This is a genomic window from Lentzea sp. JNUCC 0626 (assembly GCF_043632865.1).
Classification (GTDB): Bacteria; Actinomycetota; Actinomycetes; order Mycobacteriales; family Pseudonocardiaceae; genus Lentzea.
In genome coordinates this window covers 10,347,407-10,371,087 of sequence record NZ_CP171635.1, presented here as the reverse complement: position 1 = coordinate 10,371,087, position 23,681 = coordinate 10,347,407, and the positions used below count along the sequence as shown (strand labels likewise).

The window sequence follows — 23,681 nt, the reverse complement described above, 5'->3', positions numbered from 1 at the left end:
TGAGCGGAGTCATCCGGACGTCCTCTTTCGTGAGCCGGATCCTGCTCCGCATCATCTGCCACTCGGACCACCGTTCGACGGCGACGTGATCCCTGAGGTTGGCTCCGGCCTTCGACTGCCCCTCCTCCGCCAGGACGTGCACCTGGGCGACGACGAAGTCGAGGCCCAGGTCCCGCAGCAGAGCCTCCAGCTCGGCGATCAGCGCCGTGATCTCGTCATCCGTCATGTGCCTTCCCTGGGTCGGGCCGAACGCGACTGACCACGCTAGCGGCATTCGGTCGTTTGCGCCCGGACAAGCCGACGGGATGAGCGCGGGACCTCGGCGCAGGAGTGCCCAGGGCCGGGCACTGATCGACACGCTGTCTCGGACAACCAGACCGGCCAGCACGAACTCCACGGGCCCCGAGGGGCACGCCGATGATCACTTTCGGCGGCGTGCCGCGACTCGCGGAGTCTTCCGGTGTGACCTGCCCGCCGAACGCTCCGCCACCGTGCTCGACGCTGCCGAGCGCTTCCGCGATGACCGCACGAAAGTGCTCGACGCCCGCGAGACCGCGGTGCGTGAAGTCGCGAGTGAGCGACCGAGAAGGACCAGCCAACCGTCAAACATCTCCTGGCACGCGCTGAACACCGATCAGGAGGTCCTGCACGACCGACACCAGTGGAAGCAGCTGGTGGTCCGCGGCGAGCTGAAGCGTCATCGCGGTCACCTGGCCGAGGTTCATGGCCACCTTCCGTTGGTCATCCGGGTGGCCCGGCAGCGGATCGTGGTCCTCCTCGCCGAACCTCGCCGCCACCACGATGTCCGCGACGTAGGGAATCGTCACTCCGGCAGCGATCCAACTGTCCCGGAGCACCCCGGTCTCCCAGTCTGCCGCCATCTCCCACAACCGCACCGCCGCGGCGCCGTAAAGGATCGCGGTCAGCATGGCCTCGAACGGATCCGTGTGACAGCAGAACTCCAGCCTCCGCATGCGCGCTCCGAAACCGGCCGCGTCATCGAGCAGGAACGCCGCGATCGTCGCACCGAACGCCGACGCGGGTTCGGGCGGAACGACGGCGTTCGACGCAAAGCCGTTGATGAGCTGCGCCACCGACCAGGCCGCCGCCACCGACACCGGGTCCCCGGCCACGTTGGCGAACCCCGCGGCCCCACCTCCTTGTGACGACGGGCTTCCGGCCAGGTCGACGTCAGGACGCCAGCGCCCGAACTCCGGCTCGCCGTCAACGCGAAGTGCGAACCCCTCGTAGAATCGGAGGGCTTCTTCGCCGCGATCTGCGACCAGCGCCCAGCCAACGTCTTCGGCCGCCTGGTCACGCTTCCAGATCTCCAGCTCCGCGACCGGGTAGAGCGAATCCTCAACACACCCGCTGTCAACGAGGCGGTGATGCTTGGTGCACAACAACAGGAGGTTCCGCGCCTGGTCGAGCCACTCCACCGGGTAGTTCTCGTCGTGACGCGGGCCGTGGCGCGACGCGGACCGGATGTGGGCGATGTCGACGTTGATGACGGACACACCGCGTTCACACACGACGAGCTTCTCACAGCAGCCTGGAAACGCGCACCTGCTGGCACTTCCGAAAAGTTCCTTGATCACGCGCTTGGTGAAAGCCACCCGTGAACCGTAATCACTCGTCTGCGCAGCGCTCATCACCGGACCCCACAAAGATTCCACCGATGCCGACCAGATGCCCGATTTGACATCCTCGCTACCTTGATGATGATCAGTGAGGTGACCCAGCCGTTTGGAGCTTCCGGTCGAATCTCCAAACAGGACGGTTGGATGCTCACGCTTCCGCAGCAAGACACGACAACTTTCATGACACCTGCCTGATCTCGGACGCCGCTGGACCGGGGAGCGACAATGGGAGAAGACCGTGCCATCTGTCGACCTCGCAACACTTCCACGTGTCGTGATTCCCCTGATCGCGGCGTTCGCTCACGTCCGCATCCTCATCATCGCGCGGTTGAAGGAACTGCGCTCGTGGAGCCGCGACGCGATCAGCGCCACCAACGGGATCGGTGCCCGGTGAGCGATCCGCAACGCGCCCGTGAGGCCAAGCGACGATCTCGCTACACGGGTGAGTCATTTCAACGTGCCCGGCTGGAGCTGGAGCAACTGGGCGAAGGACAAAACCGAATCCCGGACGCGCACGACGCCGTACAGCAACAGGTGGAGTCAGCTGCGCTGAACCGCCTGTTGCACGGTGCGCACAGGCGGTGGCCGACCGATCTCAGCCCGGCCCACCTCCTTGTTCATCGAGTCGGCATACCCATCGATGAGCGGACTCCACCTCGTTGTTCCCGCCGACGGGTGGCAAATTTCAGTGCTGCGCTTGCCTTGCAGCTCCCGCGGAACCTCGTGCGGCCCGTCGACGAGATCTTCATCCATCGTGTCAGCTTCAGCACGTTGCTCGTCACGGACGGGAGCAGCAGCTCCAGCGCGGTCCACCTGCAGTGTTCGTGGACCGGCCTGTGCACCTCGATTCACCTGAGGGCACAACTCCTCAACCAGCCGCGCACCAGGCTTCATCTCAAGGCGAGCAAGGGATTCCAGCTCGCACCCGCCGACCGCGCGGTCCTCAGCGGCCTGCTGCGCAGGATCGCGCTGTTCGCCGTCTCCTCCGCCCCGGACTGGTTGTTCACCTGGCACAAGTGGACGCTGGCAGGGCGAGGTGACACCGGACCGGCGGTCCCTGAGCACCTGGCCGCGCTGCTGGCCGATGAGTCGTTCGGTCTGTACCTCACCGCACTACGCACACTGGGTATCGGCCGCGCCTCACGCCACCGCACAGTCCCAGGTCTCGAGGATCGCCTCGGTCTTCAGCCATGACGGATTCACTCCCCGATCGGAACGCGCCGGTGTGGAACGCAACCGTTCGTCGACCTGCTGGGTCGCCGGTGCTCAGGAGGGCGATCAGCCAGAGCGTTGGGCCGCGCCGGCACACGATCTGCTCCGGGCGGAACCGTTCTCACACCGGACGATCACCTTGCCGTGGCCGTTGCACCTCGCCCAGCAGATCGGCAAGTACGTCCGCCAGGTCCACTTGGCACGGAACGCGTGAGAAGTTCCGCACTTCGCTGAGCTGACGAGGTCGTTCCGCAGGGGTGTGTACGGCCTGGCGCGACCTCCCGGACCGGGCCACGGTGAAGCTGGAGGCACGCCGACGAAGTGGCGCGGCTGCTCCCGGTCCGTCGAGAGGCGACGCATTTCATCCACTTTGGACTGTCCTTGGCGAACGACGGGAGCATCCGAAAATCCAGGAATGTGTTCCACGGATTGCGGTTGTTCGGCACCATCCGTCGGTCGACGCCCGACACTCGGCCAGGTGAGGACGGCTGACGACGGAGCCCTGCCCCAGAGACAGGATCGCGCGGCACACTCACCGTTTAGTGGTGCGCACGGGTCACGACGGCAAACCACGTGCGGCGATCACCACGGCCTCCGCCGACACCGCCGCCAAGGACTCTGGCGTGTCGGCATTGAACGCATGATGTTCCACGGACACGCGCAACGCGCTGTTGAGCATTGCCGCCCGGATCGAGATGACCAGGTCGGGCTCCGGCAGGCCCGCCCGCTGCGCGAGCGCCTCGGCGAAGGCCGGCTCCGCTTGATGGTGGGCCTCCAACCAGACCGCCCGCAGTCCAGGTTCGGTTCGGGTCAACCGGACCATGTCGAGCATCGCCACAGTGGGCTCAGACGCTCCGGCACAGCCAGAGCTGAGCAAGTCGATCAGGCCGGACACGCCCTGATCGCGGCGCCACGACCGCAAACACTCGGCCGTGCGCTCGATCCCCTCGGTCAGCAAGGGCATCACGCAGCTCTCCTTGTTGGGGAAGTAGCGCCACAGGGTGCGCGTGGAGATGCCCGCCTCTGCCGCGATCTCTTCGACGGTCGTCTCCGCGACACCCTTGTCCAGGAAGAGTCGTACGGCCGCACGCGCCACTTCGAGCCGTGCCTCCGCCTTACGCCGCTCAGTCAACGGCGGTCGCCCGATCCGGGCCGGCGAGTGGGTCTGCTGATGACTTGACATGCCGCCTCCGTCCAAAGTGTCCTGTTCCCAACAGTAACCTTTTGACGCAGCGCAACATCATGGCACGACGTGCACAAAGTGGAGGTTCAGCCCATGACTTCGAACACCGATCTGGACGGCAGCAGCGTCATCGTCACCGGCGCCGGTAAGGGAATCGGGCGGGCCACCGCCCTGCGGTTCACCGAACTGGGCGCGAAAGTCTTGGTGGCCGACGTCAACGCCGTCGCCGCCAACGCCGTCGCCGAGGAGATCACCGCGACCGGCGGCACCGCCGTCGCGGTGGCGGGCGACCTGACCGACTCCGCCGTGGTCGACGAGGTGGTCGCGACGGCGGCGAGCTCGTTCGGCGGGCTGGACGTCCTCGTGTGCAACGCCGGAATCATGGACTCCTTGAGCGCGGCGGCCGACATCTCCGACGCTGAGTGGGAACGCGTCATCGGCGTCAACCTGACCGCGCCCTTGCGGCTCACCCGCGCCGCGTTGCCGCACATGCTCGCCAAGGGCAAAGGCGCCATCGTCTACACGGCGTCGGAAGCGGCTTTGCGCGGCAGTGCCGCCGGAGTCGCGTACACGACGTCGAAGACCGCTCTCATCGGACTGACGCGTTCGGTCGCCATCACGTACCGGGACTCCGGCATCCGCGCCAACGCGATCGCCCCGGCGGGGTGAACACGGGCATCGCCGTCTCCGCGGATCCCAACGCGCACGGACCGCAGGTGTTCGGCAAGTACATGCACAACATCGGTCGTGTCTCGCAGGCCGAGGAACAGGCCGCCGCCATCGTCTTCCTCGCCTCGGCGGCCGCCTCCAGCATCAACGGCGTCGTCCTCCCCGTGGACAACGGCTGGTCTGCCGTCTGAGGAACCCCGTTCAGCCCAACTCGTAATACAGCGTCAGGCTGAACGGCAGGTCCTCGGAATAGCAGTTCCAGGACAGCCCGACAACTCTGAGAGTGTCATCGCGAGGAACCAGCCAAACCTGCGCCTTGCCGAAGACTTCTGTTGCCGATGCTCCGTCGAACTCCACGTAGTTCACCTTGCCGGTTTCGCTGGGTTCGTGTGCCAACGGGATTCGCTTTCGTTGCAAGAGAAGAGATGTAGGGTCGACGTGCCGGCGCCAGTTGTCAGGTGTCGGGCGAAACGTTGAGCTCCTGCAACCGGTCGGCGAGTTCGTTCCCTCCGTAAGCCCTCACCAACGGGATGAACCGGTCGAGGATGTCGAAGGACTGTTGCGGTTTCAGGCGACCGAGGAAGCCGATGACTCCCTGGGCGATGAGCACGGCCCTGGCTGGCTCGTGCCACGCTGAGATCTGCTCGACCAGATCCTCCTGGTCGAGCACACCGGCCAGCTCTCCGAGCCGCGACGACTTCTCGAGCAGGCCGTAGATCCGCGCGGTCGCGGGATCGGCGAGGCATTCGTCCCGGATGAACCGGGCCCGTGCCCGCGCCTGCTGCCGGGCGAGTTCGTCGAGCTCGAGTTCGTGACGCATCCGCTGAACCTCGCGGGCCCTCACAGCGGCCGCGTCGTCGAGCCTGACGCGGACGAACACGTTGGCGATGCGAACGTGCCTGTCCGACAACGACTGCAGGTCGGCGATCTCCGCGCCGATCGCGTGCTGGAGGTATTCGCAGCGCAGGGCACCGATGCCCGCGGCCACCGGCCGGATGATCTGGTCTGCGGCGAGAGCCACGCGATCGAGCGGGTCTTCGGGTGGCCGGCTTCGGCGTTCAGCGACGCGCGCCTGGACGGTCAGCGCGACGGTGAACTCGACGCCCTCGTCGGCGCTCGGAAAGTGGTCGCGGTACGAATGGTCCCGCAGGGTGCCCCAGCGCGAGGAACCCCATCTCATGCCGCGTTGTCCGTTCCGCCGGTGCCGCCAACGCCCTTGATCAGACGGGAGAAGTCTTCCTTGACGAGATCGTCCAGCCTGAAGTAGACGTCTTTGCGTTCGCCGACATCCGACCCGTCGCCGGACTTGCGCCAGCTGTGCATGTAGAGGCCCAGTCGTCCACGTGCAGAGAGCCTGCCCGTCTCTTCAGGGCCGTCGACGGCCTTGCGCAGCAACTCGAGCACGTCGTCGCGAAGGTCCGGTCGCCGCAGCGCGACGTCCATCCACTGATACGCGGTCATGGTGACGGCGTCGTCATCGTCGTCATCGTCCGGAGGAGTCAGCAGTACCGTCCAGCCCGCCGCAAGATCTGCAGTCGCGGGGACGAAGGCGGCGTGTGCTCCTCGCGCGGCGAGGAGCACAGACACCTTCTCGTCGGGGTCCGTCTTCGCCGCGAGCGCGCCGAACGCCCGACGGGCGACCGAGGCGGTATCAGGGTTCTGGCACCAGGAAACGACCATCTCGAAGAGGGTCTTTCGCACAGACTTGTCGTCCCACAACGTGATGACGCTGCGCTGGACGGCTTCCTCGATCTCCGGATCGGTGACGGCGGCGACGTGCTTGAGCCGGCGGAGCGCCTTGCCGGTGTGCCTCTTGCCGAACTCCAGACCACAGACCTCCGCGACCGCTCTCCACAGCGGGAGGTCGTCCTTCTTGGTGGCCCACTTCAGGAGCATGGTGTGGATGTAGCGATGGGTGCTCGACTGGATCGCGGCTTCGTCGAGCGTGGAGACGAAGACCCGCCACAGCGCTGCCGTCCCGTGCCAGGCGGCCGCGAGTGTGGCGAGAGGTTCCGGTCGTTGCTGCCGTGTGGCCCAGTGCACCGCGAAACGAGCGATGCGGCCGGCCAGGTCCTGCTGCTGTGAGCTGGTGAGTGATTCGAACGTGCCGCGGTGCGTTGCTGTCGGGGCTTCGGCAAGCCAGTCGAGGAAGTGCTGGCGGGTGAACGGCCTGTCGGTCCAGAAGTAGTGGAGCGCGGCGTCGTCCCAGCCGTCGTGCCGGAACACGACGGTGTCGTCGTCGGACAGGTCGGCCTGGATGGCATCGACGAGTTCGATGACGCCGGGTGCGCTGAGGGCGGCGAGTTCCGGCGGTTGTTTCCTGCCTCTGAGCCTGCTGTCCAGCTTGCTGGCCAAGGCGTAGACGTAGGCCCCTGGCGTAGCAGGCAGCGCGGCGGCGGCGAGCAGGAAGCTGCGTTGCAGGCTGGTCCGTTCTCGCTCTCGGTGCCAGGACAGCAGTTGCTTGTGCCAGTTCTTCCTGGCCTCCACCACGGTCTGCACCCGGCGGGCGAACCACGGATCGCCGCTGTCGGTGAGCTCCGCGTGGCCGGCGCTCTCCTCGTCGTCCGGCAAGGCGGCCAGCTGGTCCGGGTGTGCGTAGTGCGCCGACCGGATCAGCTCGACGATGTCGAGGACCTCGGTGGGAGGCTGTTGGGCGAGCAGACCCTCGATCTGCTCGGTTGCCAGCCATCGGTCCACGTCGAGGTCGGGCTCGCGCACGGTGAGCGCCCTGCGCACGATCTCCGCCGGCTCCGCGTCGCCGATACCGCCCGCCAGGGGCAAGACGGTCTCGTCCGCGCAACTCACCCACTGTTCGGGACTGATCAGGAAGATCAGCCAGGATTCGCGGCGACGGAGTTCCCCCTCGAGCTTCGTGAGCGTCAAGCGGAAGTTCCGGGAGTGGAGTTTGAAGCCCTCTTCGTTCGGCGGGACCTCGACGACGTACGCCCAGCGACGGTGTCCCGCGGGCAGGCGATCAATCGGAAAGGTCTCGCCACCACCGAAGTGCAGCGCCCCGACCTCGACCTCAGGCGCACTGTCCTGGCGGAGCGTGGCGAGCAGCGCGTGCGCGATCGTGGTGCGCCCGGTGCCCGGTTCGCGGGCGAGCACGAGCAGCCGCCGGTCGTCTCGCCACCGGGCATAGGCGGCGCCGAACCCTTCTGGCTGGGCGAACAGCCGCAGGGTCAGGTCGAGATAGGCGTCGTCGGCGTCGAGGTGTTCCAGGGCCGCCTGGACCTGGTTGACGACTTTGACGCCGTTCATCTCGCCGAGGACGACGTTGCCGGAGAACGTCGAGTTCACCCTGCCGACGCCGTGGGCGCCGTCCGGCCACGACGTCTCCTCTGCGGGAGGGACTGCCTCGACCGTCGGTGGCCAGCGCAGCACGGGCTCGTTCGCGTCACCCTGCTGCGGCGTGAGGGGATCGCTCATCCGATCGGCCCGTTGAGCTCGATGGCCGTGAACTCCCCGCTCGAGCGAACGACGCTGTCGCTGAACTTCACGCTGACGTTGGCCTTGTCGGTGATCGCGGTCGCCTTGATCCCGGTGGTGACGCCGTCCACGTCGAGCTTCTCGATCTCGACGTCGACCCCGCGCTGCTTGAGCCCGGCGGCCAGGTCGAGAGGAGTGCCGGTCAGCGACTCGATCTGCTTGCGGGCGGCGTCGACCGCGTCGAGCAGTTCCCGGTCGGTGGTGCGAGACGGCCGACCGCCGACGGCGTACTCGCGGAGGAACTGGGCGGACTGCTCCAGCTCGGCGAGCGTCTGGGTCTCCAGGACGTCGGTGTTCTCACCCGACGTCGTGGAACGGCGCCTTGCCAGCAGTTTCCCCGCCTGCTCGAACACGAACTTCACCAGGTGGGGAAGAACAGAGGCGCTGACGGTCGCCAGAGTGAAGGGATCAGGCACGAGATACTCCCGGGACACGAACTCAGATGTGCTAACACGGATGCGGCGGCCAAGTTTTCGGTGATCGCCGACGGAGACACAAAATCGCACGGCAACAGAGTCCCGAGCGAGCCCTCGGCAGCGTTTACACCCAGATGGAGTGAATTGGCCTAAATTTCGAACAATTGTGTATCTGAGCACCTCCCGAGTCCACGCGATCGAGTTGACGGAAGGAGTTCCAGGCTCATTCAGCGTCCAGGTAGACCCCGCGCAAAGCCGTAGTTTTCGCTGTTCAAGACATCTGCAGTAGCCTTGCGCCGGCATCGCGCAGATCACAAAACACCGATCCGGCCCGATTCATCGAGCGCGATCCTCACCTACTAACACAGAAGAGCGATTGCCTCACCAGGTCAAGTGCGGAAACTTTTCCGAAAGGCGAGGAACTCCAGCAGCGTCGAAACATCAGGACCGAGTTTCAGATTTCCCGCCATGAGCGCGGCGAGCAGCAGGCTGCTCACCGGTGCCGGAGCGCGGCGCCCGACTAGCGTCGTCTCGCTCATCGCGGAACTCCGCACGCGCGGCGTCGCCGCGCAAGTAGCCGAACGAGCAAGTCACGGGCGGCATCCGCACGGAGACTGGCCCCCGGTTCCCGGGCCATGCAGCGGATTCGACCGGGGTCAGTCGCCAGGGCGTGCTTGCGGCACAGCCAGCTCGTGCAAGCGGCGCAACCGGCCGATGCTGCCGCTGCCCAGATCGGGCACGTAGATGACCAGGTGCAGTTTCGGATCGTCGGATGTCGTCATGCGATGGTGTTCGAGGAGGAGCTCCCCGACCTCCGGGTGGCGGAAGTGCCGGAGCCGGGTCGTGAAGCCGGAGACCTGATGAGCGGCCCAGCGATCTCGGAACTCGGGACTCACCTCGCACAGCCGTCCCACGAGGCGGCGGACCGGGGGCGTGCCGAGTCGGGCGCCCATCTCAGCACGGAACTCAGCGATGACACGGCGGCTGTCGTTCTCCCAGTCGACGACCAGCGACCGCAGGTAGGGATCGGTGAACGTGAGCCACAGCAGGTTGCGGTCGCTGGGCTGTGCACCTGTCACCGGTGGGTAGAAGCGGCTGTAGGTGGCGTTCCAGGCGACGATCGTCCAGTCCGCGGAGACGGCGTAACTCGGGTAGACGCCCTGTGCGTCGAGCAGCCGCTGAACGTTCGGCGGCGCCGCGGCGGCATCGGGCTTCTCGGGTTGATACGGCTCGGAGTAGCCCGCGAGTGACAGAACGAAGGCATGCTCGGCCGGTCGCAGCCCGAGGGTCGCGGCCACAGAGTCGAGGACCTGGCGCGAGGGGCTCGTCTTCGCACGGCCCTGTTCGAGCCAGGTGTACCAAGTGACGCTGATTCCGGCCAAGATCGCGACCTCTTCGCGACGCAGCCCCGTCGTTCGGCGACGGATCGGCGGCAGCCCGGCCTCGGTCCGCGACGCGGTCTCACGCTTCGTGCGCAAGAACACGCCCAGCTCATGCTGGCTGGTGCCGCCATCGGTCACGGCGAGATCCTACAACCGGCATCGCGAGGCCCGCTGAAATGCTGAAACGCGTGACGTCACCGAACGCTGCGGAAGTACCGGCCAATGCCTCGACCCCGACCGCTCACCGCATCAGGCGAGCGGGCAACGGAGACGCCTCCAGCGGTGCGCTGTCGACTCCGACCCGGCTCCACTGCGGTGCAAAGCCGCCTCCGAAGCGCATGAGCAGCCGCCTGTCGTCGTACTGCGGCCAACCTGGATCACCGGTGGTGGCAAAGCGGATCCACCGCTCGTTCATCGCGGCAGCGAGTTGAGCGGGGGGCTCTGCGCCGCACAACGCGTGCCGGCCTGAGGCAGCGCCGAGGTTGTCGAACACGAACGGCAGGTCCAGGCCGTGGCACGCGCCCAGCCTGCCGTCGAACAGCGGCGACTCCCACTCGAACTCGTAGGCGAAGACAGGACCGCCGTGACGGAGGGCGAACCGACGTGAGGGGGATCGGAACATCAGATCGGTCAGGGCATCGACGAGCACTCGCCCGGGATCACGGCCGGCCTGTCCAAGTCCGTATCCGGACAGCACCCGCCGGGCGTCGGGACGGGAGGCCGCGAGCCGGGCGACGGCCCCGTCCTCGGACAGCGTGTCGAGGTCGGCGGAAGATTCCGCGTACAGGTTCATCTCGGCCCGGGTCGTCCCGATCAGCAGTGGAATCGACGACATGCCCCGGTCACTCGCCGACCGGACGACCTCGCCGTCGACGACGGGTGCGAACGCGGCTTGCTGGTACGCGGGATCCCAGCCACCTTCGCTCGAGTCGAGCGGGCGCGCCAGCACGCTCCGCTGGGCATCCAGCAGCTCCGCGACCGGGACTGACCGCAACCCCGCTGCGGTGGCCGGCGCACCCGCCGCCGCAGCGATCTGCTCGGTCAGCCGGCGCCCGACCGCCGGGTCGCGGACGAGCTCGTCGTGTCCGCTCTGCACGATCGCACGGTCGCAAAGTCCGTCCACCGCGCCCGAGACGAGCAGGGTCGCGATGCTCATCGCCCCGGCGGACTCGCCGAAGACCGTGACGTTGCCGGGATCGCCGCCGAAGCCCGCCGCGTTGTCCCTGACCCAGGCCAACGCGGCAATCTGATCGCGCAGACCGAGATTGCGCGGTGCATCGTCCAGCACCGCGAAGCCTTCGATCCCGAGCCGGTAGTTGATCGTCATCAGCACCACTCCGGAGCGGGCGAACGCGGCACCGTCGAACGCAGGACAGTCGCCCGAGCCCGCGACGAACGCGCCCCCGTGGAGGTAGACCATCACCGGCAGCGGCTGGTCGCGCCGAGCCGGGGCCCATACGTTCACCGTCAGGTAGTCGTGGCCGCCCGCCCAGTCGGCGTCCGGCAGAAGCGGAGTCATGTCCACTCCGGGGAAGCGCCTCGCGTGCTGGGGGGCCGTGGCCCCGATGCCGGTCGCGTCTCGAACACCGTCCCAGCGCGGTGCCGGGGCGGCCGGCGCGAATCGGAGACGGCCTGCCGGCGGCGCGGCGTAGGGCACCGCGCGGTGCCTGATGACGCCGTCGACGACCAGCCCGCGGACCCGGCCCGAGGTGGTGAGAACGATCTCCAGCGGATCTGCGGTCATTCGCCGGCCCCACGGCCGTCGGCGGCGATGTCCTCCAGGCTGCGGCCCTTGGTGCGTGCGCCCAGCACGAAGAAGAACGCGCCGAAGAGCACCGCGACCGCAGCGAACACGACGAAGACCGTGACGAACCCGAACCCGGACAGGACTAGGCCCACGGTCACGCTGGTGAACGCGGCCGAGAGCCGGAACGCACCGCCGACGATGCCGGATCCGAGCCCGCGAAGATGCGTCGGGAAGATCTCGGGGGTGTAGGCGTACATCGCGGCGAGAGCGATCTGCAACGTGCCCGAAAGGAGCACACCGACGACCACCGTGACGGAGAGGCTGTCGACCAACCCGAAAACCAGCAGCAACGCCGCGTCGAGCACCATCACCGCCAGAACCAGCTTCTTGCGCTCCACGCGGTCGGCGAACAGCACCGAACCGACCGACCCGGCGAAACCGGCCAGCGAGATGGCGACCGCGGCGGTGAGGGCTTGCCGCTGGCTGTAGCCGCGTTCGACGAGCAACGTCGTCAGCCAGGTGTTGAATCCGTAGATCACGTACGCGAAGAGCACCATCGAGACCGTCACGACGATCAATCGCCTGAGGTTGAGGCCCGACGCCAACTCCCGCAACGACGCCTGTCCGGTCTCCACCTCCGGCAGTGTCGTCGGCTCCGGCAACGGCGTCCCGGTCTTCGCGACCGCCTCGCGTTCGAACGCGGCCACTGTGGACTCAGCTCCGCTGAGATCGCCGGTGCGCAGCTGCCAGCGCACGGATTCGGGCAAGCGCCGCACCGCGACCACGACCAGCAGGCCGAGTGTTCCGATTCCGTAGATCCACCGCCAGTGCGGCCCGCCGTCCGGCACGAGGGTCCACGTCAGCACCGCCGCGAGCGGTACCCCCAGGACCGAGATGCCCAGCAACAACGCCGCGCACCGGCCGCGGAACTTCGCCGGGAACATCTCGCTCAAGTACAGGTACGACACCACGGTGAGCGCCTGCGCCCCGACCCCGGTCACCACCCGGCAGGCGATCAGCATCTCGGCATTCGCCGCGAACACCGTGCACAGCGACCCGAGCGAGTACAAGACCACGGAGACGAACAGCACCGGACGGCGCCCTCGGCTGTCGGCGAGCCGCCCGCCGATGAGCGCGCCGACGAAGCTGCCGACGTACACCGAGGACGCGATCCAGCCGACTTCTCCGAGCGAAAGTCCCAGTTCCTGCCGAATCGCCGGCGCGGTGTAGCCGAACGCCGCGAGGTCAAAGCCGTCGAAGATGCCCAACGCTCCGAGCATCCACAGGACGCCCCAGTGCTTCCGGGTCAACACCGGAATACGGTCGAACCGGGCGCGTACCAACCTCGCGCTCATGTCCGTCGCGTGCGACGCAGTCGTCATCAGCTGATCCTCATTGATCGAAGCGGAGTCGGCGCCATCACGCCAGCGGAGTTTCTCCCAGCGTATGAACCAGCTCACAGCAGAGGAAGGCGCGCGTACCTCTAGTAGTGGCACTAACAGGGTTCTTGACCGGAAAGCCACGGCCAAGGCACCGTGGCCACCTCCGGCAGCGCACCAGAAACGTCATCGGACGCCATCGACACAGCGCCGAGTTCCGCGCGTCCCGCCGCCCGATCCTGCCGCCGCGCGAAGGAGTTCCCTGAATGCACGAGCACCTGATCTGCCTGACCGCGGCTGACGACCACAGAGCCCTGGCGAGGCTGTCCGCGATGCTGGTGCAGCGCAAGGCCACGATCACGACCATGCAGTTCAGCCGGCAGCCCGACTCCAAGAGCTGGTGGATCCAACTGATCGTCCGCGTCGAGTCCGAACGAGAACGAGAACTGGTCGTGAAACGCCTGAACCGTCTGGTCGACATCATCAAGGCCTTCGAAGTCCCAGGCGACGGGGGCCACTGGCGCCAGACGGTCTTCGTCGCCCTTCACCCCGAGCCCGGAGAAGCCGTCTACATCGGACAGATCGCGGGCTCCTTCGGGGCGGAGGTCCTCGAATCCGACGCAGCCGGCATCCGGTTGCACCTGTCGGCGGACCCGCGCAGATGCAGAGACTTCATTGACCTGCTGAGGCCCTTCGGTCTGGGAGAAGTGCTGCTCGGCGCGGTATCCGGTGTGCGCGTGGGCTCACATCACCGCGGCAACAAGACACGGAGACGCGCCACCGATACCGCACACACCCACAGGCAGCGGAACTGAGAGCGGTCGGCTGCCTGTTCGCCCTCCAGGCAGCCGGTGCCAGGACTACCCCGCGGTGACCGCGAACAGGTGCATCGTCCCTCCCGACGTCGACGACGGAAGCGTGACGCTGGAGACCGTCTTGCCCTCGGCGAGTGCGATCGGCGCGGAGGCGAACACCAGCGTGCGGACCTGTTGCCGCTCACCGCTCGACCAGTTCCGGTACGGAGTGGACAGCACGATCCTGTTGCCGAACGCGGGTTGCGCGCGGCCACCGCTCAACGTCCAGTCGGAGAAACCCACCGACGCGGTCGACGTCGTTCCGTCCGTGTAGGTGATCGTGACGGTGCCCGACGCGTTGCCACCGGAGGCCGCGCCCAGGAAGGCGAGTTGCCCGGAGCCCGAGACGGTCAGGGTCTGGCCCGCCGCGATGACGTTGTCCGGTTCGTCGGCGGCGGACGACGGCCAGGTGTGCTGGAGCCCGTCGACGGTGATCGTGCGACCCGGTGCCGCGCCGGCCTCGGCGAGTGCCTCGGCCGAGTAGCTCCACCCGAAGTCGTCGAAGTCGGCAGAGGACGGCTGGCCGTCCGGGGAGACGCCGTCGTTGTTCGCGGCCGCGAGCCAGCTGCCCGACGGGGCCACGAGCACCGTCAGCACCGCCTGCGCGCTGGGAACGCCCGGCGCGGACAGGGTGACGGGGACGCGGCGGCGACCGTCTGCGGTGCCCGGCGGCAGGGTCACGCTGACCCGTGTCGCCGCTTTGCTGCCCGCGGCCACCGAGAGCGTCCCGGACGCGGGTGTCACGGTGATCCCGTCGACCCCGGTCGTCTGGAACGTCCAGTCCCGGCCGACTCCTGACAGATCCTGCACGCCGACCGAGGCGCTGGCCGTCGTACCCGCCGCGGCGATCACGAGTTCGGGGTCGAGGAAGGCCACCGCGGGCTTCTCCCTGTCGCGGAACGACGGCGGGGCGTCCGCAGGTGCGCTACCCCACGTCGTCGGTGTGGTCGACAACGCGAAGTCGACGGTGGCGCCCTCGGAGAACAGCGACTCCGGGAGCCACGGTCGCGGCGAGTCCACGCCGTTGACCGAGAGCCCGGACACGTACTGGCCGGTGCCCTTGCCGGTGACGGTGATCTTCTTGCCGGCGCCGGTGGTGAGCACGGTCTTCGGGAACAGCGGGGAACCGAGGACGACCTCGGCGCGGCCGGGTGTCTGCGGGTACATGCCCAGTGCCGCCCACACGTACCAGGACGACATCTGCCCGAGGTCGTCGTTGCCGATCAGGCCTTCGGGACGCGGGTTGTAGAGCTCGGTCATCACCCGGCGCACAACGGCCTGGGTCTTGGCGGGAGCGCCCGCGTAGGCGTAGATCCACGGCGCGTTCGCGTTCGGTTCGTTGCCCATGAACGCGTACGGCTCCTCCATACCGGCGTTCAGCTTCGTGAAGAAAGTGTCCAACTTGGACTCGGCCGCTCGGTTGCCACCGAACGCGGCGATCAGACCGTCCAAGTTGTGCGGCACCATCCAGTCGTACTGCGCGCCATTGCCCTCGACCCACCCCGCGGTGTCCGCCGGGTCGTACGCGGCGGCGAACCCACCATCCGCGCCCCGCGGCTGCAGGTGCCCGGACCTCGGGTTGTAGAGGTTCTGCCAGCTCTGGGCGCGTTTCATGAACGCGCGGTGGGTCTCGCCGTCGCCGATCCTCTTGGCGAGCTGCGCGATCGAGAAGTCGGCGCTCGCGTACTCCAGCGTGTCCGCACCCGCTCCCGGCACGTACCCGAGCCGCTGGTAGGCCTCGTTGCCAGGACGTTCGACGTAGCCCGACGTCGGCTGCGTCGCGCCCTTGACCATCAGCAGCAGCGCCTTCCGCACGTCGAAGTCCCTTGCCCCGAAGGCATAAGCCGTCGACACGATGATGTGGTACGGATCGCCGTTCATCACACCGGTGTAGTCGTTGGCCACGGTCCAGCGGTCCCAGGATCCACCCTGTTCGGCGAAGTCCGTCATCGACCTGACGATGTCCGACATCTCCTTCGGAGCGATAGTCGCCAGGAGCTGGATCTGCGAGCGGTAGACGTCCCAGCCGGAGAAGTTGGTGTAGGCGGCGTGCCCGTTCTCGGTCTGGTGGATGCGGCCGTCGAAACCGGGGTACCGCCCGTCGACGTCGGAGAACAAATTCGGCTGGATCAGCGAGTGGTACAGCGCGGTGTAGAACGTCGTGCGGTCGGCCTCCGACCCACCGTCGACGGCGATCTGGTTCAGCCTGGCGTTCCACGCTTCGCGGGCCGCGGCGGCGACGGACTCGAACGGCCTCCCGGCGTTCTCCGCCTTCAGGTTGGCCTCCGCGCCCTCGACGGACACGAAGGACAGTCCTACCTGGACGTTGACCGCAGCCCCAGTCAGGTTCGCGAAGGTGACGTACCCGCCGCTGCCGGGACCGCTGACGGTGGTGGCGTCCGGCTCGATCGACGCGGACCTGGAGCGGGCCGTCTCGTCTCCACCGCGGTTCGCGATCTTGGCCTGCGCACCTCCGGTCTCGGCCGTCCTGTTCGGGGTGACCGCGCCGTTCTTCCACGTCCCGACCGAGGCGAACGGACGGTCGAACTTCGCGGTGAAGTACACCCGGTAGCTGTTGGAGGCACCACAGAACCGGCCGCTGGTCGCCCAGCCGCTGATGCTGTCCGCCCCGATGGTGACAGAAGCGTCGTCGGTGCCCATGACCGAGCCGGAGGTGTTGACCAGCAGGGTGGAGGCAACGCCGGCCGGGTAGGTGAACCGGCCGGATCCCGTGCGCGCGGTCGTCGCGAGCTCCACCTTCACCCCGCTGTCGAGCGCCACCTCGTACCGTCCAGGCGTCGCGTGCTCGTTCGCGTGGGAGAACTTCGAGGTGTAGCGGGCGGGATCGGCGGCGGGAGAGGTGGTGACCTCTCCCGAGTACGGGATGAAGGGGATGTCCCCGTACGTCGAACACCCCGCGCCCGAGAGGTGCGTGAGGCTGAACCCCTTCAACGCCGTGTCGTCGTAGAAATAGCCACCGTGCTGAGCTTTGACCGTGTCCGGGCTCCACTGCACCATGCCGAACGGGGAGACCGCACCGGGGAAGGTGTTGCCCGCTCCACCGCCGGTGCCGTGGTCCTCGCCACCGGGGCGCGTCCCGACGAACGGGTTCACCCACCGGGCGAGGTCCTGGTGCTCGCCCGCCACCGCCGGAGCCACTGCGGGGACGAGCGCGGTGATCACCGGCACGACGGCGAGCATCACCAGGTACGCCTTCGAGCGCACTTTCCTCATCACGCCAGTCCTCTCCGCGATCGGTCCGGACAGTCCACCATGGACGGTGGCGGGCGGCACGTTCATCGACTCTGGACTTCCACGACGGACGCGCGGGCACCGCTGGCGTTGTGGAGGTTGAGCACCAACAGCCCGTTCGAACGGTCGGCGGCCAGCGCTTCCTGGTCCCGGGACACGACGAGGGAGACGCCGGACTTCGCCACGTAGGACAACGCCGGTTCACCACCCTCGCCCTGCACGATCAGCCCTGGCTTGAGCGGGTCGAACGTGAGCTTCCCCTCGATGGCGTCGACGTTGCCGAACCCGTCACCCGGTGCGGCGTAGAAGCTGTCCACCGCGACCTGGTACGTGATCCGCGCGCTGTCCTTCGCCGGGTCGAGCCCGAGCGCGGTCAGCGACACCGGGAGCACGACGACGTTGGTGTCGTACGTGTTCGTGTCCACGTCACCGTGAAGCCCGTTCACCGGCTGCCGGTCGACGACGTCACCGGTCTTGAGATCGATCGTGGTGGCGGTGAGCACGTCGTCGAACTGCTCGCGCGCCGCGTAGGTCTCGAAGTCCGGCTTGCCGTCACCGGTCGTGTCGATGTCGATGTACGGCTGGGTGTTGACGCCGAGGTTGAACCAGTTGTCCCACATGGCGATGCCGAACGCGAGCAGTGACTTCTCCGGCTTGCCCTGCGCCTTCGCGGCCGGCGCGGTCGAGGCGACACCGACGTACTGGAGGTCGCCGCCCCTCGCGGTGCGGTTCGGGGCGCAGCCGGTCGTGACCGACCCCTTGCAGTCGGGCAGCCTGGGCGACTGCGCCTGGAGTTCGAGCACGCTGACCAGTGACCGGTAGGCCTCCGAGCCGGAACCCTGGTCGAGTCCCTTGCCGGACAGGGTGAGCTCGGCCCGGTGCGGGTCGCTGAACGCGAGGCGGCCGGGGACCTTGACGTTCGCGACCGGCTTCGGGGCCGCGTACACGGGGACGCGCAGTGGTACCGCCGAGCCGGACACCGGGGTGAACTGCACACGGCCTGACGCATCGGCGAGGAACTGCCGCGGCGAGTCGGCCGGGCCGCGGTTGATGGTGGGGTCACTTGTCTTGCGCAGCGCCGCAGGGTCGTTGATCTTCAACGTCACCTTGACGCGTGCGGACGCCTTGCCCGCCACGCGGACCTTGTTGCTCGACAACTGATACGAGACACCGGGGATGGTGGTGAGTTCCTGATACGCGACGGTGTACTCGACGGGTTCGGCGCTCTTGTTGGTCAGCTTGATCGTCTTGGTGAGCGAGACCTTTCCCTCGACCTCGACAACACCGAAGCTCGCACTGACGAACCCTGGAGCGTCCTCCACCGCGGCGAGAACCTGGTTCTCGAGCGCGGCCTTGCCGTCGACCCTGCCCGCGCCGACGCGGTTGGGCGCGAAGGTCTTGCCGTTCTCCTTGACGTCGGCACCCGCGGTGTTCATCAGGGCCGCCTTGACCTCGGCAGGCCCCCACTCCGGATGCGTCTGGCGGACGAGCGCAGCCAGGCCGGACACGTGCGGAGCCGCCATCGACGTGCCGTTCATGGTGGCTCTGCCGGTGCCGGTGCCCACGGCCGCGGAGGTGATCGTGTCACCCGGCGCCGCGAGGTCCGGCTTGACCACAGCGTTCCTGTTGCCACGGCTGGTGAACGAGCTCGGCGTGTCCACGAGCGACTGGTCGTAGACGCTGACCGAGCCGCGCAACTGACCGGCGAGCCGGACGTTCAACGTGCCCGCGTTGAGCTGCGGCCGGATGGCGGCCGTGCTCGAGGCGGTGAACTGGAAGGCGGGAATCTGGTCGTTCCCGGTGATTCCCGCGTTGAAATTGTCCAAAGTGGACGAGATCAGCACTCCGGCCGCGCCGGCCGTCTGCGCGTTGTTCGTACGCGTGACCGAACCACAACGACGGGTGCTGTTGTTGTCGTCCCACTCCAGCCAGACGAACTTGCCCGCCAGGCTGTCGGCGATCGGCGCGCAGCCATCCGCGTTGCCCGCGTCGGACACCTTCACCACTGGCTTCGTGACGTCGAGGGGCGCGTTCACCGGGTACGCCTGGCTGTACTGACCGGCCTTCGCACCCGCACCGACGATCTCGGCACCGTCGTACAGGACGAACGCGTCACGGGTGCTCGCGACGGAGAGCGCCTCGGGCGTGGCGCCCGGCGAACCTCCCGCGTCGTACAGGTCTTCGGCGTTGCCCGCCGCGTTGACGGTCAGCACGCCGTGCTCGAAGAGCTTGCGGACGAACAGGCCCTCCGGATCGTCAGGAGCGCCGAACTCGGTGCCCAGCGACAGGTTGACCACGTCGAGGCGGTCGGAGAAGTCGCCGTCTCCGTTGGGGTCGAGCGCCCAGTCGAGTGCTTTGCCGACCACGGAGGTGGATCCGTCGCATCCGAACACCTTGACCGCGTACAGCGACGCGTGCGGCGCCGTGCCCGGCCCGATCTTCATGTCGTTGAGCCGCGCGCTGTCCAGCTTGGCGTAGTCACCGGTGAACGTGCTGCCGTCGGCGTTCTCACCGTACCCGGCCGCGGAACCCGCGACGTGGGAGCCGTGGCCACCGCAGTCGATCGGGTTCGGGTCCGGCTTCGGCGTGTTGATCTCGGGGTCGGAGCTGCTCGGGTCGTAGTCCTCGCCGACCAGGTCCGTGCCTCCGACGACCTTCGCGGTCGGGAAGTTCGGATCCTTCGCCCGCGGGTCGACCGCCTTGAACGCTTCCACGGTGCCGGGGCCGCCGAAGTTCGCGTGCGTGTAGTCGATGCCGGAGTCCACGACACCGATGCGCACGCCGTCGCCCAGCCTGCCGTACTGCTGCCAGGCGTTCATCGCCCTGGTCAGCTGGACTGCGCTGGAGTTCGACCGCGTCTTCGGCACAATCGGGTACACCGCGACGACGTCCGGACGACTTGCCAGCTCGCGCAGCTTTCCCGCGTCCGTGTGCACGACCACGCCCGGAATGACGTTGGACGTGCGGTACACCTCTGTCGTGGCGGCATGGGCGGCTCGAAGGCTGCCGACAACGCGGTCGGTCAAAGCCGCCACCTCGGACCTGGCCGCGCGTACGGCGTTTCTCGCTGTCTCGCGCCCCTGGTCCTGGTTCTCCGCGAACGCGTCCGCGGCGGGCTTTCCCGAGAGCTCGACGAACGCGGTCACCGTACCCGCACGAGCGAGCCGGGGAGAGACTTTCGCCTTCCCCACCGGTCCGGCGGCCGTGGGCACCGGCTCCGCGAGTTGGCCGCCTGCCGCCTGTGCTCCAGCGGTGGAAGCCAGGAGCAGGACGACCAGACCGGCCACCAACTTCGTTGAACGATTCACACTCGAAAGCGTATTGCTCTTGACATCGATTCCCGATAGCACAATATGAAAAGCAACCGTTTATCCTCACCTGGAGGAAACATTTCAGAGGCCCGCTGAAATCAGAGGATCCAACGGCACCGACCATCATCGGCGCTGGTAGCGCGGTTACCTTGAAGTGGTGAACCTACCGAGGTCAGTACGCTGAGAGGAAGCCGAATTGCTCAGAATCATCTCGACTGTCAGCGCCGTGGCCGTCGCCACGCTCCTGACCGTTCCTGCCGCCCAGGCGGACTCACCCGCCGGCCAGCACCTCATCGCCTTCTCCAAGGTGCCGTCCGAGACCAGGAGCGTTCTGGTCGAGCGCCACAACAACGTGGACGCACCGAACTCGACGGTGTGCCTGAGTTCCTTGCCGTCCGGCAAGACGTACAAATCATCGGTGCACGTCGACAACGACTCCACCCCAGATCTCACGTTCTACGCCTCCAGCAACTGCACCGGGGACGGGCAGAGCAGCGGCTTCGGCGACGTGACGGCCGACAACCTGGCCTACACGTGGGTGTCGTGGCGCAACTACCACCCGTACTGGGGTTCGGTCGGCCTGGCGAGCTGAACCCCGGGGTTCAGCCCTCCGCGTGGTCAGATCGCTTCTCGGACCGCGTGGAACAGGTGGTGCCGCACCGGTGACCTTCCCCCCACCGACATCGACGTGAGCAGTGAGAACCCCGTGGCCCGCAGGGCCACACGCCAGAGCCGTTCCGGCGGGTGGATGTCCCCGCCCCGCAGCACCTCCCGGTCCTGCGCCGGCGAGTGCAGGAAGTGGGTCGAGGTGAGCGCCGCCAGGTCGTCGCCGACCGGCGCGGTGATCAACAGCTCGCCACCGGGCTCGAGCAGGTCGCGAATCCGCGTCAGCGCACGGCCGATGTTGACGGCGTGGTGCAACGAGTGTCCAGCGATGACGACGTCGGCGCTCGTGTTCGGAAAACCCTGCGCGACGAAGTCCTCGTTGACGTCGAGCGCCGCAGTCCAGATCTGCGGGCGGGCCGCGGCCGCGACCCGCCGGACGTACTCGGACACATCGGTGAACAGGTAGTCGTCCGCCGCTCGCGGCACCTCGCTCAAGATCGCGTCCGTGAGGCGTCCGGTACCGCCGCCGATCTCCACCGCGCGAAGGTCCCTCCTGATGCTGATGAGCTTGCGCAGGAACAGGTTCGCACAGGCGTCATCCAGTTCGTCGGTGAGGAGCGAGAGTCCCTCGCCCGCGATCGCATCCTGCTCCGTGCCGATCGGCGCGAGCAACTCGCCGACGGTGATCTCGTCGCGGAGCAACTGCGGCAGGACCGTCAACGCGCCCGCGTGCAACCTGGCCACGTCCACCGGAAGCCGCAGGCACTCCTGCAACTCCGCCAAGTCGACCACTCCGGATTCGGGCACGACCCCGCACACCTGGAACGAGTCCCCGTCGAGCTCGATCACACCTTCCGCCGCCAGTGCGAGCAGCCACCGGCGGACCAGCCACTCGTGGCGCCGGACAACACCCAGTTCGCGCAACGTCGCACTGATCGACCCGGCTGTCGCGTACCTCAGTCCCAACGCATCGGCCATCGCCCTGAGGCTCACCAGTTCGAGCTGGACTTCGGGAGTCAGCTTGTGCCGCGAGACTTGCAGGTCGGTCATCCGAACTCCTCCGCGGTGATCGGGGATGATGGCCGGTCTGCGGGCGGCAGCGCTCAGCGTCCGATGTCCACTCACCTCAGGGCGAACAGCATCTCGTCACAGTCTCCGAGGTCCACCGGTCCGGCACCTGGATCCGAGTGACGAACGCGACAGGGGCCCCAGCCATCCTCAGATGGTTCCACGGCACAGCCGTCGCAACTGTCCCTTTCGGATGTTTGCGGAAGTTGTTCCACGGTTGCCCGTCACCGTGTCCGGTCGCCGAAGACGTTGCCTCGAGCCAGAACACCCACCACGAGGGCGCCGACGAGCGGAACGACCCCGAAGCACAGCCAGGCGATCCTGCCGTGCTCCAGCAGGAGCCCGCTCACGGGGCCGGTGACCAGAACAGCGGCACCGCCCACGGAGGCCATCAATCCGAAGTGGACTCCGAGCCTGCGCTCGCCCGCCAGCACGGGAACTAGCTCCTGCACGAACGGAACCAGCAGCATCTGCCCAAAGGTCAGCAAGACCACAAATGTCATCGTCGCGACGAGCCCGGGAACCGTAGCGACGACGAAGAACGCGACAGCCATGACGACGAACCCGGACGTCACCGCTCGCCCTCGCCCGAGAACACGACGCGCGACCGAGGTCAGCGGGACCTGCAGAACGACGATCATGGCTGAGGCGAGGGCGAACAACAGTCCGAGCGCGCTCGCCGGCGCGCCGTTGCTTTCCAATTCCACCGGGAGCGCGAGATAGAGCTGGTTGTAGGAAACCCAGTAGGCCGAGCACCCCGCGGCGAAGACTAGGAAGCGCCGGTTCCCGAACACCTGACGCCACCCGTCGAGCAACGGTTCGTCCCTGTGCGCGCCTGGACGGCCTGGCAGGAGTCCCCAGTGCACCAGTGCGATCAACGTGAAGAGAACCGCGCCCGCGGCACAGGCGATCTGGAAGCGGCCGGCCACGGCGATGCCCAGCAACGGTCCGGTCACCGCGCCGATCTCTCCGCCGACAGCGAACGCGGCGAACGCGTCCGCTCTGGCCGGCGCCGGAACCTCTTGTGCGAGTGAGGACTCCACCGCGGGCGAGAACAACGCACCCGCCAGTCCGGTCAGCACCACACCGAGAACGATCAGCGGAAGATGCGCGGCGACGGCGAGCACGGTGAAGCCGGAGGCCCGTACCAGGCAACCGATGACGATCGTCGGCTTGGCACCGAACCTGTCGGTGAGCGCGCCGCCGACGGCGAACAGGCCCTGTTGGCTGAACGTGCGCAACCCGAGCACCAGCCCGACCACCCACCCCACGAGCCCGACGTGATCTGCCAAGTGCCCTGCGAGGTAGGGGATGACGAGGTAGAAACCGATGTTGAAAAACAGCTGCGTGAGCGCCAGCAACCGCGCTGTCAAAGGAAGTGCGCGCAGTCCTCGCAGCGCCTGCCACCGTTCGTCCACAGCCGTACCCACACGTGCCCCCACGATCACTGATCAACCCGTTCGCGGGAGACCG

The 23,681-nt window shown here is 67.4% G+C and carries 20 protein-coding genes and 1 pseudogene; 7 read left to right on the top strand and 14 right to left on the bottom strand.

The window, feature by feature from the left end; all coding sequences use genetic code 11:
* The first annotated feature begins 85 nt into the window (after positions 1-85).
* Positions 86-259, top strand: coding sequence for a hypothetical protein (locus JNUCC0626_RS48345; protein WP_394617331.1), 174 nt, complete (start codon positions 86-88; stop codon positions 257-259).
* Between the two features lie 343 nt (positions 260-602).
* On the opposite strand, the gene JNUCC0626_RS48340 is transcribed toward JNUCC0626_RS48345, so the two are convergent.
* Positions 603-1,805, bottom strand: coding sequence for a hypothetical protein (locus tag JNUCC0626_RS48340; protein ID WP_394617330.1), 1,203 nt, complete (start codon positions 1,803-1,805; stop codon positions 603-605).
* Between the two features lie 73 nt (positions 1,806-1,878).
* Here JNUCC0626_RS48340 and JNUCC0626_RS48335 point away from each other — a divergent pair, with 73 nt between their 5' ends.
* From JNUCC0626_RS48335 to JNUCC0626_RS48325, 3 genes are read left to right on the top strand one after another with little or no spacing between them, the layout of a single operon-like run.
* Positions 1,879-2,034 carry a hypothetical protein gene (locus JNUCC0626_RS48335; RefSeq protein WP_394617329.1) on the top strand — a complete coding sequence of 52 codons (156 nt, stop codon included), beginning with the start codon at positions 1,879-1,881 and terminating at the stop codon, positions 2,032-2,034.
* Entirely contained in the window at positions 2,031-2,834 is an 804-nt protein-coding gene (locus JNUCC0626_RS48330) for a hypothetical protein (protein ID WP_394622282.1), read from the top strand. Before JNUCC0626_RS48335 ends, JNUCC0626_RS48330 begins: the two co-directional genes overlap by 4 nt.
* Positions 2,725-3,066, top strand: a complete 342-nt coding sequence (locus JNUCC0626_RS48325) for an RNaseH domain-containing protein (RefSeq protein WP_394622263.1) — start codon at positions 2,725-2,727, stop codon at positions 3,064-3,066. The genes JNUCC0626_RS48330 and JNUCC0626_RS48325 overlap by 110 nt, the downstream gene beginning before the upstream one ends.
* 342 nt (positions 3,067-3,408) lie before the next feature.
* On the opposite strand, the gene JNUCC0626_RS48320 is transcribed toward JNUCC0626_RS48325, so the two are convergent.
* Positions 3,409-3,948: a TetR/AcrR family transcriptional regulator gene (locus tag JNUCC0626_RS48320; protein ID WP_394617328.1), complete on the bottom strand. Its 540-nt coding sequence runs from the start codon at positions 3,946-3,948 to the stop codon at positions 3,409-3,411.
* A gap of 180 nt (positions 3,949-4,128) precedes the next feature.
* Here JNUCC0626_RS48320 and JNUCC0626_RS48315 point away from each other — a divergent pair.
* Positions 4,129-4,895, top strand: a pseudogene (locus JNUCC0626_RS48315) (SDR family NAD(P)-dependent oxidoreductase).
* Positions 4,896-4,905: 10 nt separating this feature from the next.
* Here the strand turns inward: JNUCC0626_RS48315 and JNUCC0626_RS48310 are convergent.
* The 8 genes from JNUCC0626_RS48310 to JNUCC0626_RS48275 all read right to left on the bottom strand — a co-directional run bounded on the left by JNUCC0626_RS48310 (position 4,906) and on the right by JNUCC0626_RS48275 (position 13,120).
* Positions 4,906-5,061 carry a hypothetical protein gene (locus JNUCC0626_RS48310; RefSeq protein WP_394617327.1) on the bottom strand — a complete coding sequence of 52 codons (156 nt, stop codon included), beginning with the start codon at positions 5,059-5,061 and terminating at the stop codon, positions 4,906-4,908.
* Positions 5,062-5,158: 97 nt separating this feature from the next.
* Positions 5,159-5,884 (bottom strand): hypothetical protein, encoded by a 726-nt coding sequence (locus JNUCC0626_RS48305; protein WP_394617326.1) that lies wholly within the window; start codon positions 5,882-5,884, stop codon positions 5,159-5,161.
* Positions 5,881-8,133: a hypothetical protein gene (locus tag JNUCC0626_RS48300; RefSeq protein WP_394617325.1), complete on the bottom strand. Its 2,253-nt coding sequence runs from the start codon at positions 8,131-8,133 to the stop codon at positions 5,881-5,883. The genes JNUCC0626_RS48305 and JNUCC0626_RS48300 overlap by 4 nt, the downstream gene beginning before the upstream one ends.
* Entirely contained in the window at positions 8,130-8,609 is a 480-nt protein-coding gene (locus JNUCC0626_RS48295) for a hypothetical protein (RefSeq protein ID WP_394617324.1), read from the bottom strand. The genes JNUCC0626_RS48300 and JNUCC0626_RS48295 overlap by 4 nt, the downstream gene beginning before the upstream one ends.
* A 389-nt stretch (positions 8,610-8,998) precedes the next feature.
* On the bottom strand, positions 8,999-9,148 hold the full coding sequence (locus JNUCC0626_RS48290; protein ID WP_394617323.1) for a hypothetical protein: 150 nt from the start codon (positions 9,146-9,148) through the stop codon (positions 8,999-9,001).
* Positions 9,149-9,265: 117 nt separating this feature from the next.
* Positions 9,266-10,129, bottom strand: a complete 864-nt coding sequence (locus JNUCC0626_RS48285) for a helix-turn-helix transcriptional regulator (RefSeq protein ID WP_394617322.1) — start codon at positions 10,127-10,129, stop codon at positions 9,266-9,268.
* A 103-nt stretch (positions 10,130-10,232) separates the two neighbouring features.
* On the bottom strand, positions 10,233-11,735 hold the full coding sequence (locus tag JNUCC0626_RS48280) for a carboxylesterase/lipase family protein (RefSeq protein WP_394617321.1): 1,503 nt from the start codon (positions 11,733-11,735) through the stop codon (positions 10,233-10,235).
* The gene (locus tag JNUCC0626_RS48275; RefSeq protein ID WP_394617320.1) at positions 11,732-13,120 is read right to left on the bottom strand and encodes an MFS transporter; all 1,389 of its coding nucleotides are present in this window, start codon (positions 13,118-13,120) and stop codon (positions 11,732-11,734) included. The genes JNUCC0626_RS48280 and JNUCC0626_RS48275 overlap by 4 nt, the downstream gene beginning before the upstream one ends.
* A gap of 263 nt (positions 13,121-13,383) precedes the next feature.
* On the opposite strand from JNUCC0626_RS48275, the gene JNUCC0626_RS48270 reads away from it, so the two are divergent.
* Positions 13,384-13,932, top strand: coding sequence for an ACT domain-containing protein (locus JNUCC0626_RS48270; protein ID WP_394617319.1), 549 nt, complete (start codon positions 13,384-13,386; stop codon positions 13,930-13,932).
* A gap of 45 nt (positions 13,933-13,977) precedes the next feature.
* Here JNUCC0626_RS48270 and JNUCC0626_RS48265 read toward each other — a convergent pair whose 3' ends face one another.
* Positions 13,978-17,205: a GH92 family glycosyl hydrolase gene (locus tag JNUCC0626_RS48265; RefSeq protein ID WP_394617318.1), complete on the bottom strand. Its 3,228-nt coding sequence runs from the start codon at positions 17,203-17,205 to the stop codon at positions 13,978-13,980.
* 62 nt (positions 17,206-17,267) lie between these two features.
* The gene (locus JNUCC0626_RS48260) at positions 17,268-20,531 is read right to left on the bottom strand and encodes a S8 family serine peptidase (RefSeq protein ID WP_394617317.1); all 3,264 of its coding nucleotides are present in this window, start codon (positions 20,529-20,531) and stop codon (positions 17,268-17,270) included.
* 199 nt (positions 20,532-20,730) lie between these two features.
* Here JNUCC0626_RS48260 and JNUCC0626_RS48255 point away from each other — a divergent pair, with 199 nt between their 5' ends.
* On the top strand, positions 20,731-21,126 hold the full coding sequence (locus JNUCC0626_RS48255; protein WP_394617316.1) for a hypothetical protein: 396 nt from the start codon (positions 20,731-20,733) through the stop codon (positions 21,124-21,126).
* A 26-nt stretch (positions 21,127-21,152) separates the two neighbouring features.
* On the opposite strand, the gene JNUCC0626_RS48250 is transcribed toward JNUCC0626_RS48255, so the two are convergent.
* Both JNUCC0626_RS48250 and JNUCC0626_RS48245 read right to left on the bottom strand, forming a co-directional pair.
* The gene (locus JNUCC0626_RS48250; RefSeq protein ID WP_394617315.1) at positions 21,153-22,190 is read right to left on the bottom strand and encodes a class I SAM-dependent methyltransferase; all 1,038 of its coding nucleotides are present in this window, start codon (positions 22,188-22,190) and stop codon (positions 21,153-21,155) included.
* 242 nt (positions 22,191-22,432) lie between these two features.
* The gene (locus JNUCC0626_RS48245; RefSeq protein ID WP_394617314.1) at positions 22,433-23,650 is read right to left on the bottom strand and encodes an MFS transporter; all 1,218 of its coding nucleotides are present in this window, start codon (positions 23,648-23,650) and stop codon (positions 22,433-22,435) included.
* Between the last annotated feature and the right edge of the window lie 31 nt (positions 23,651-23,681).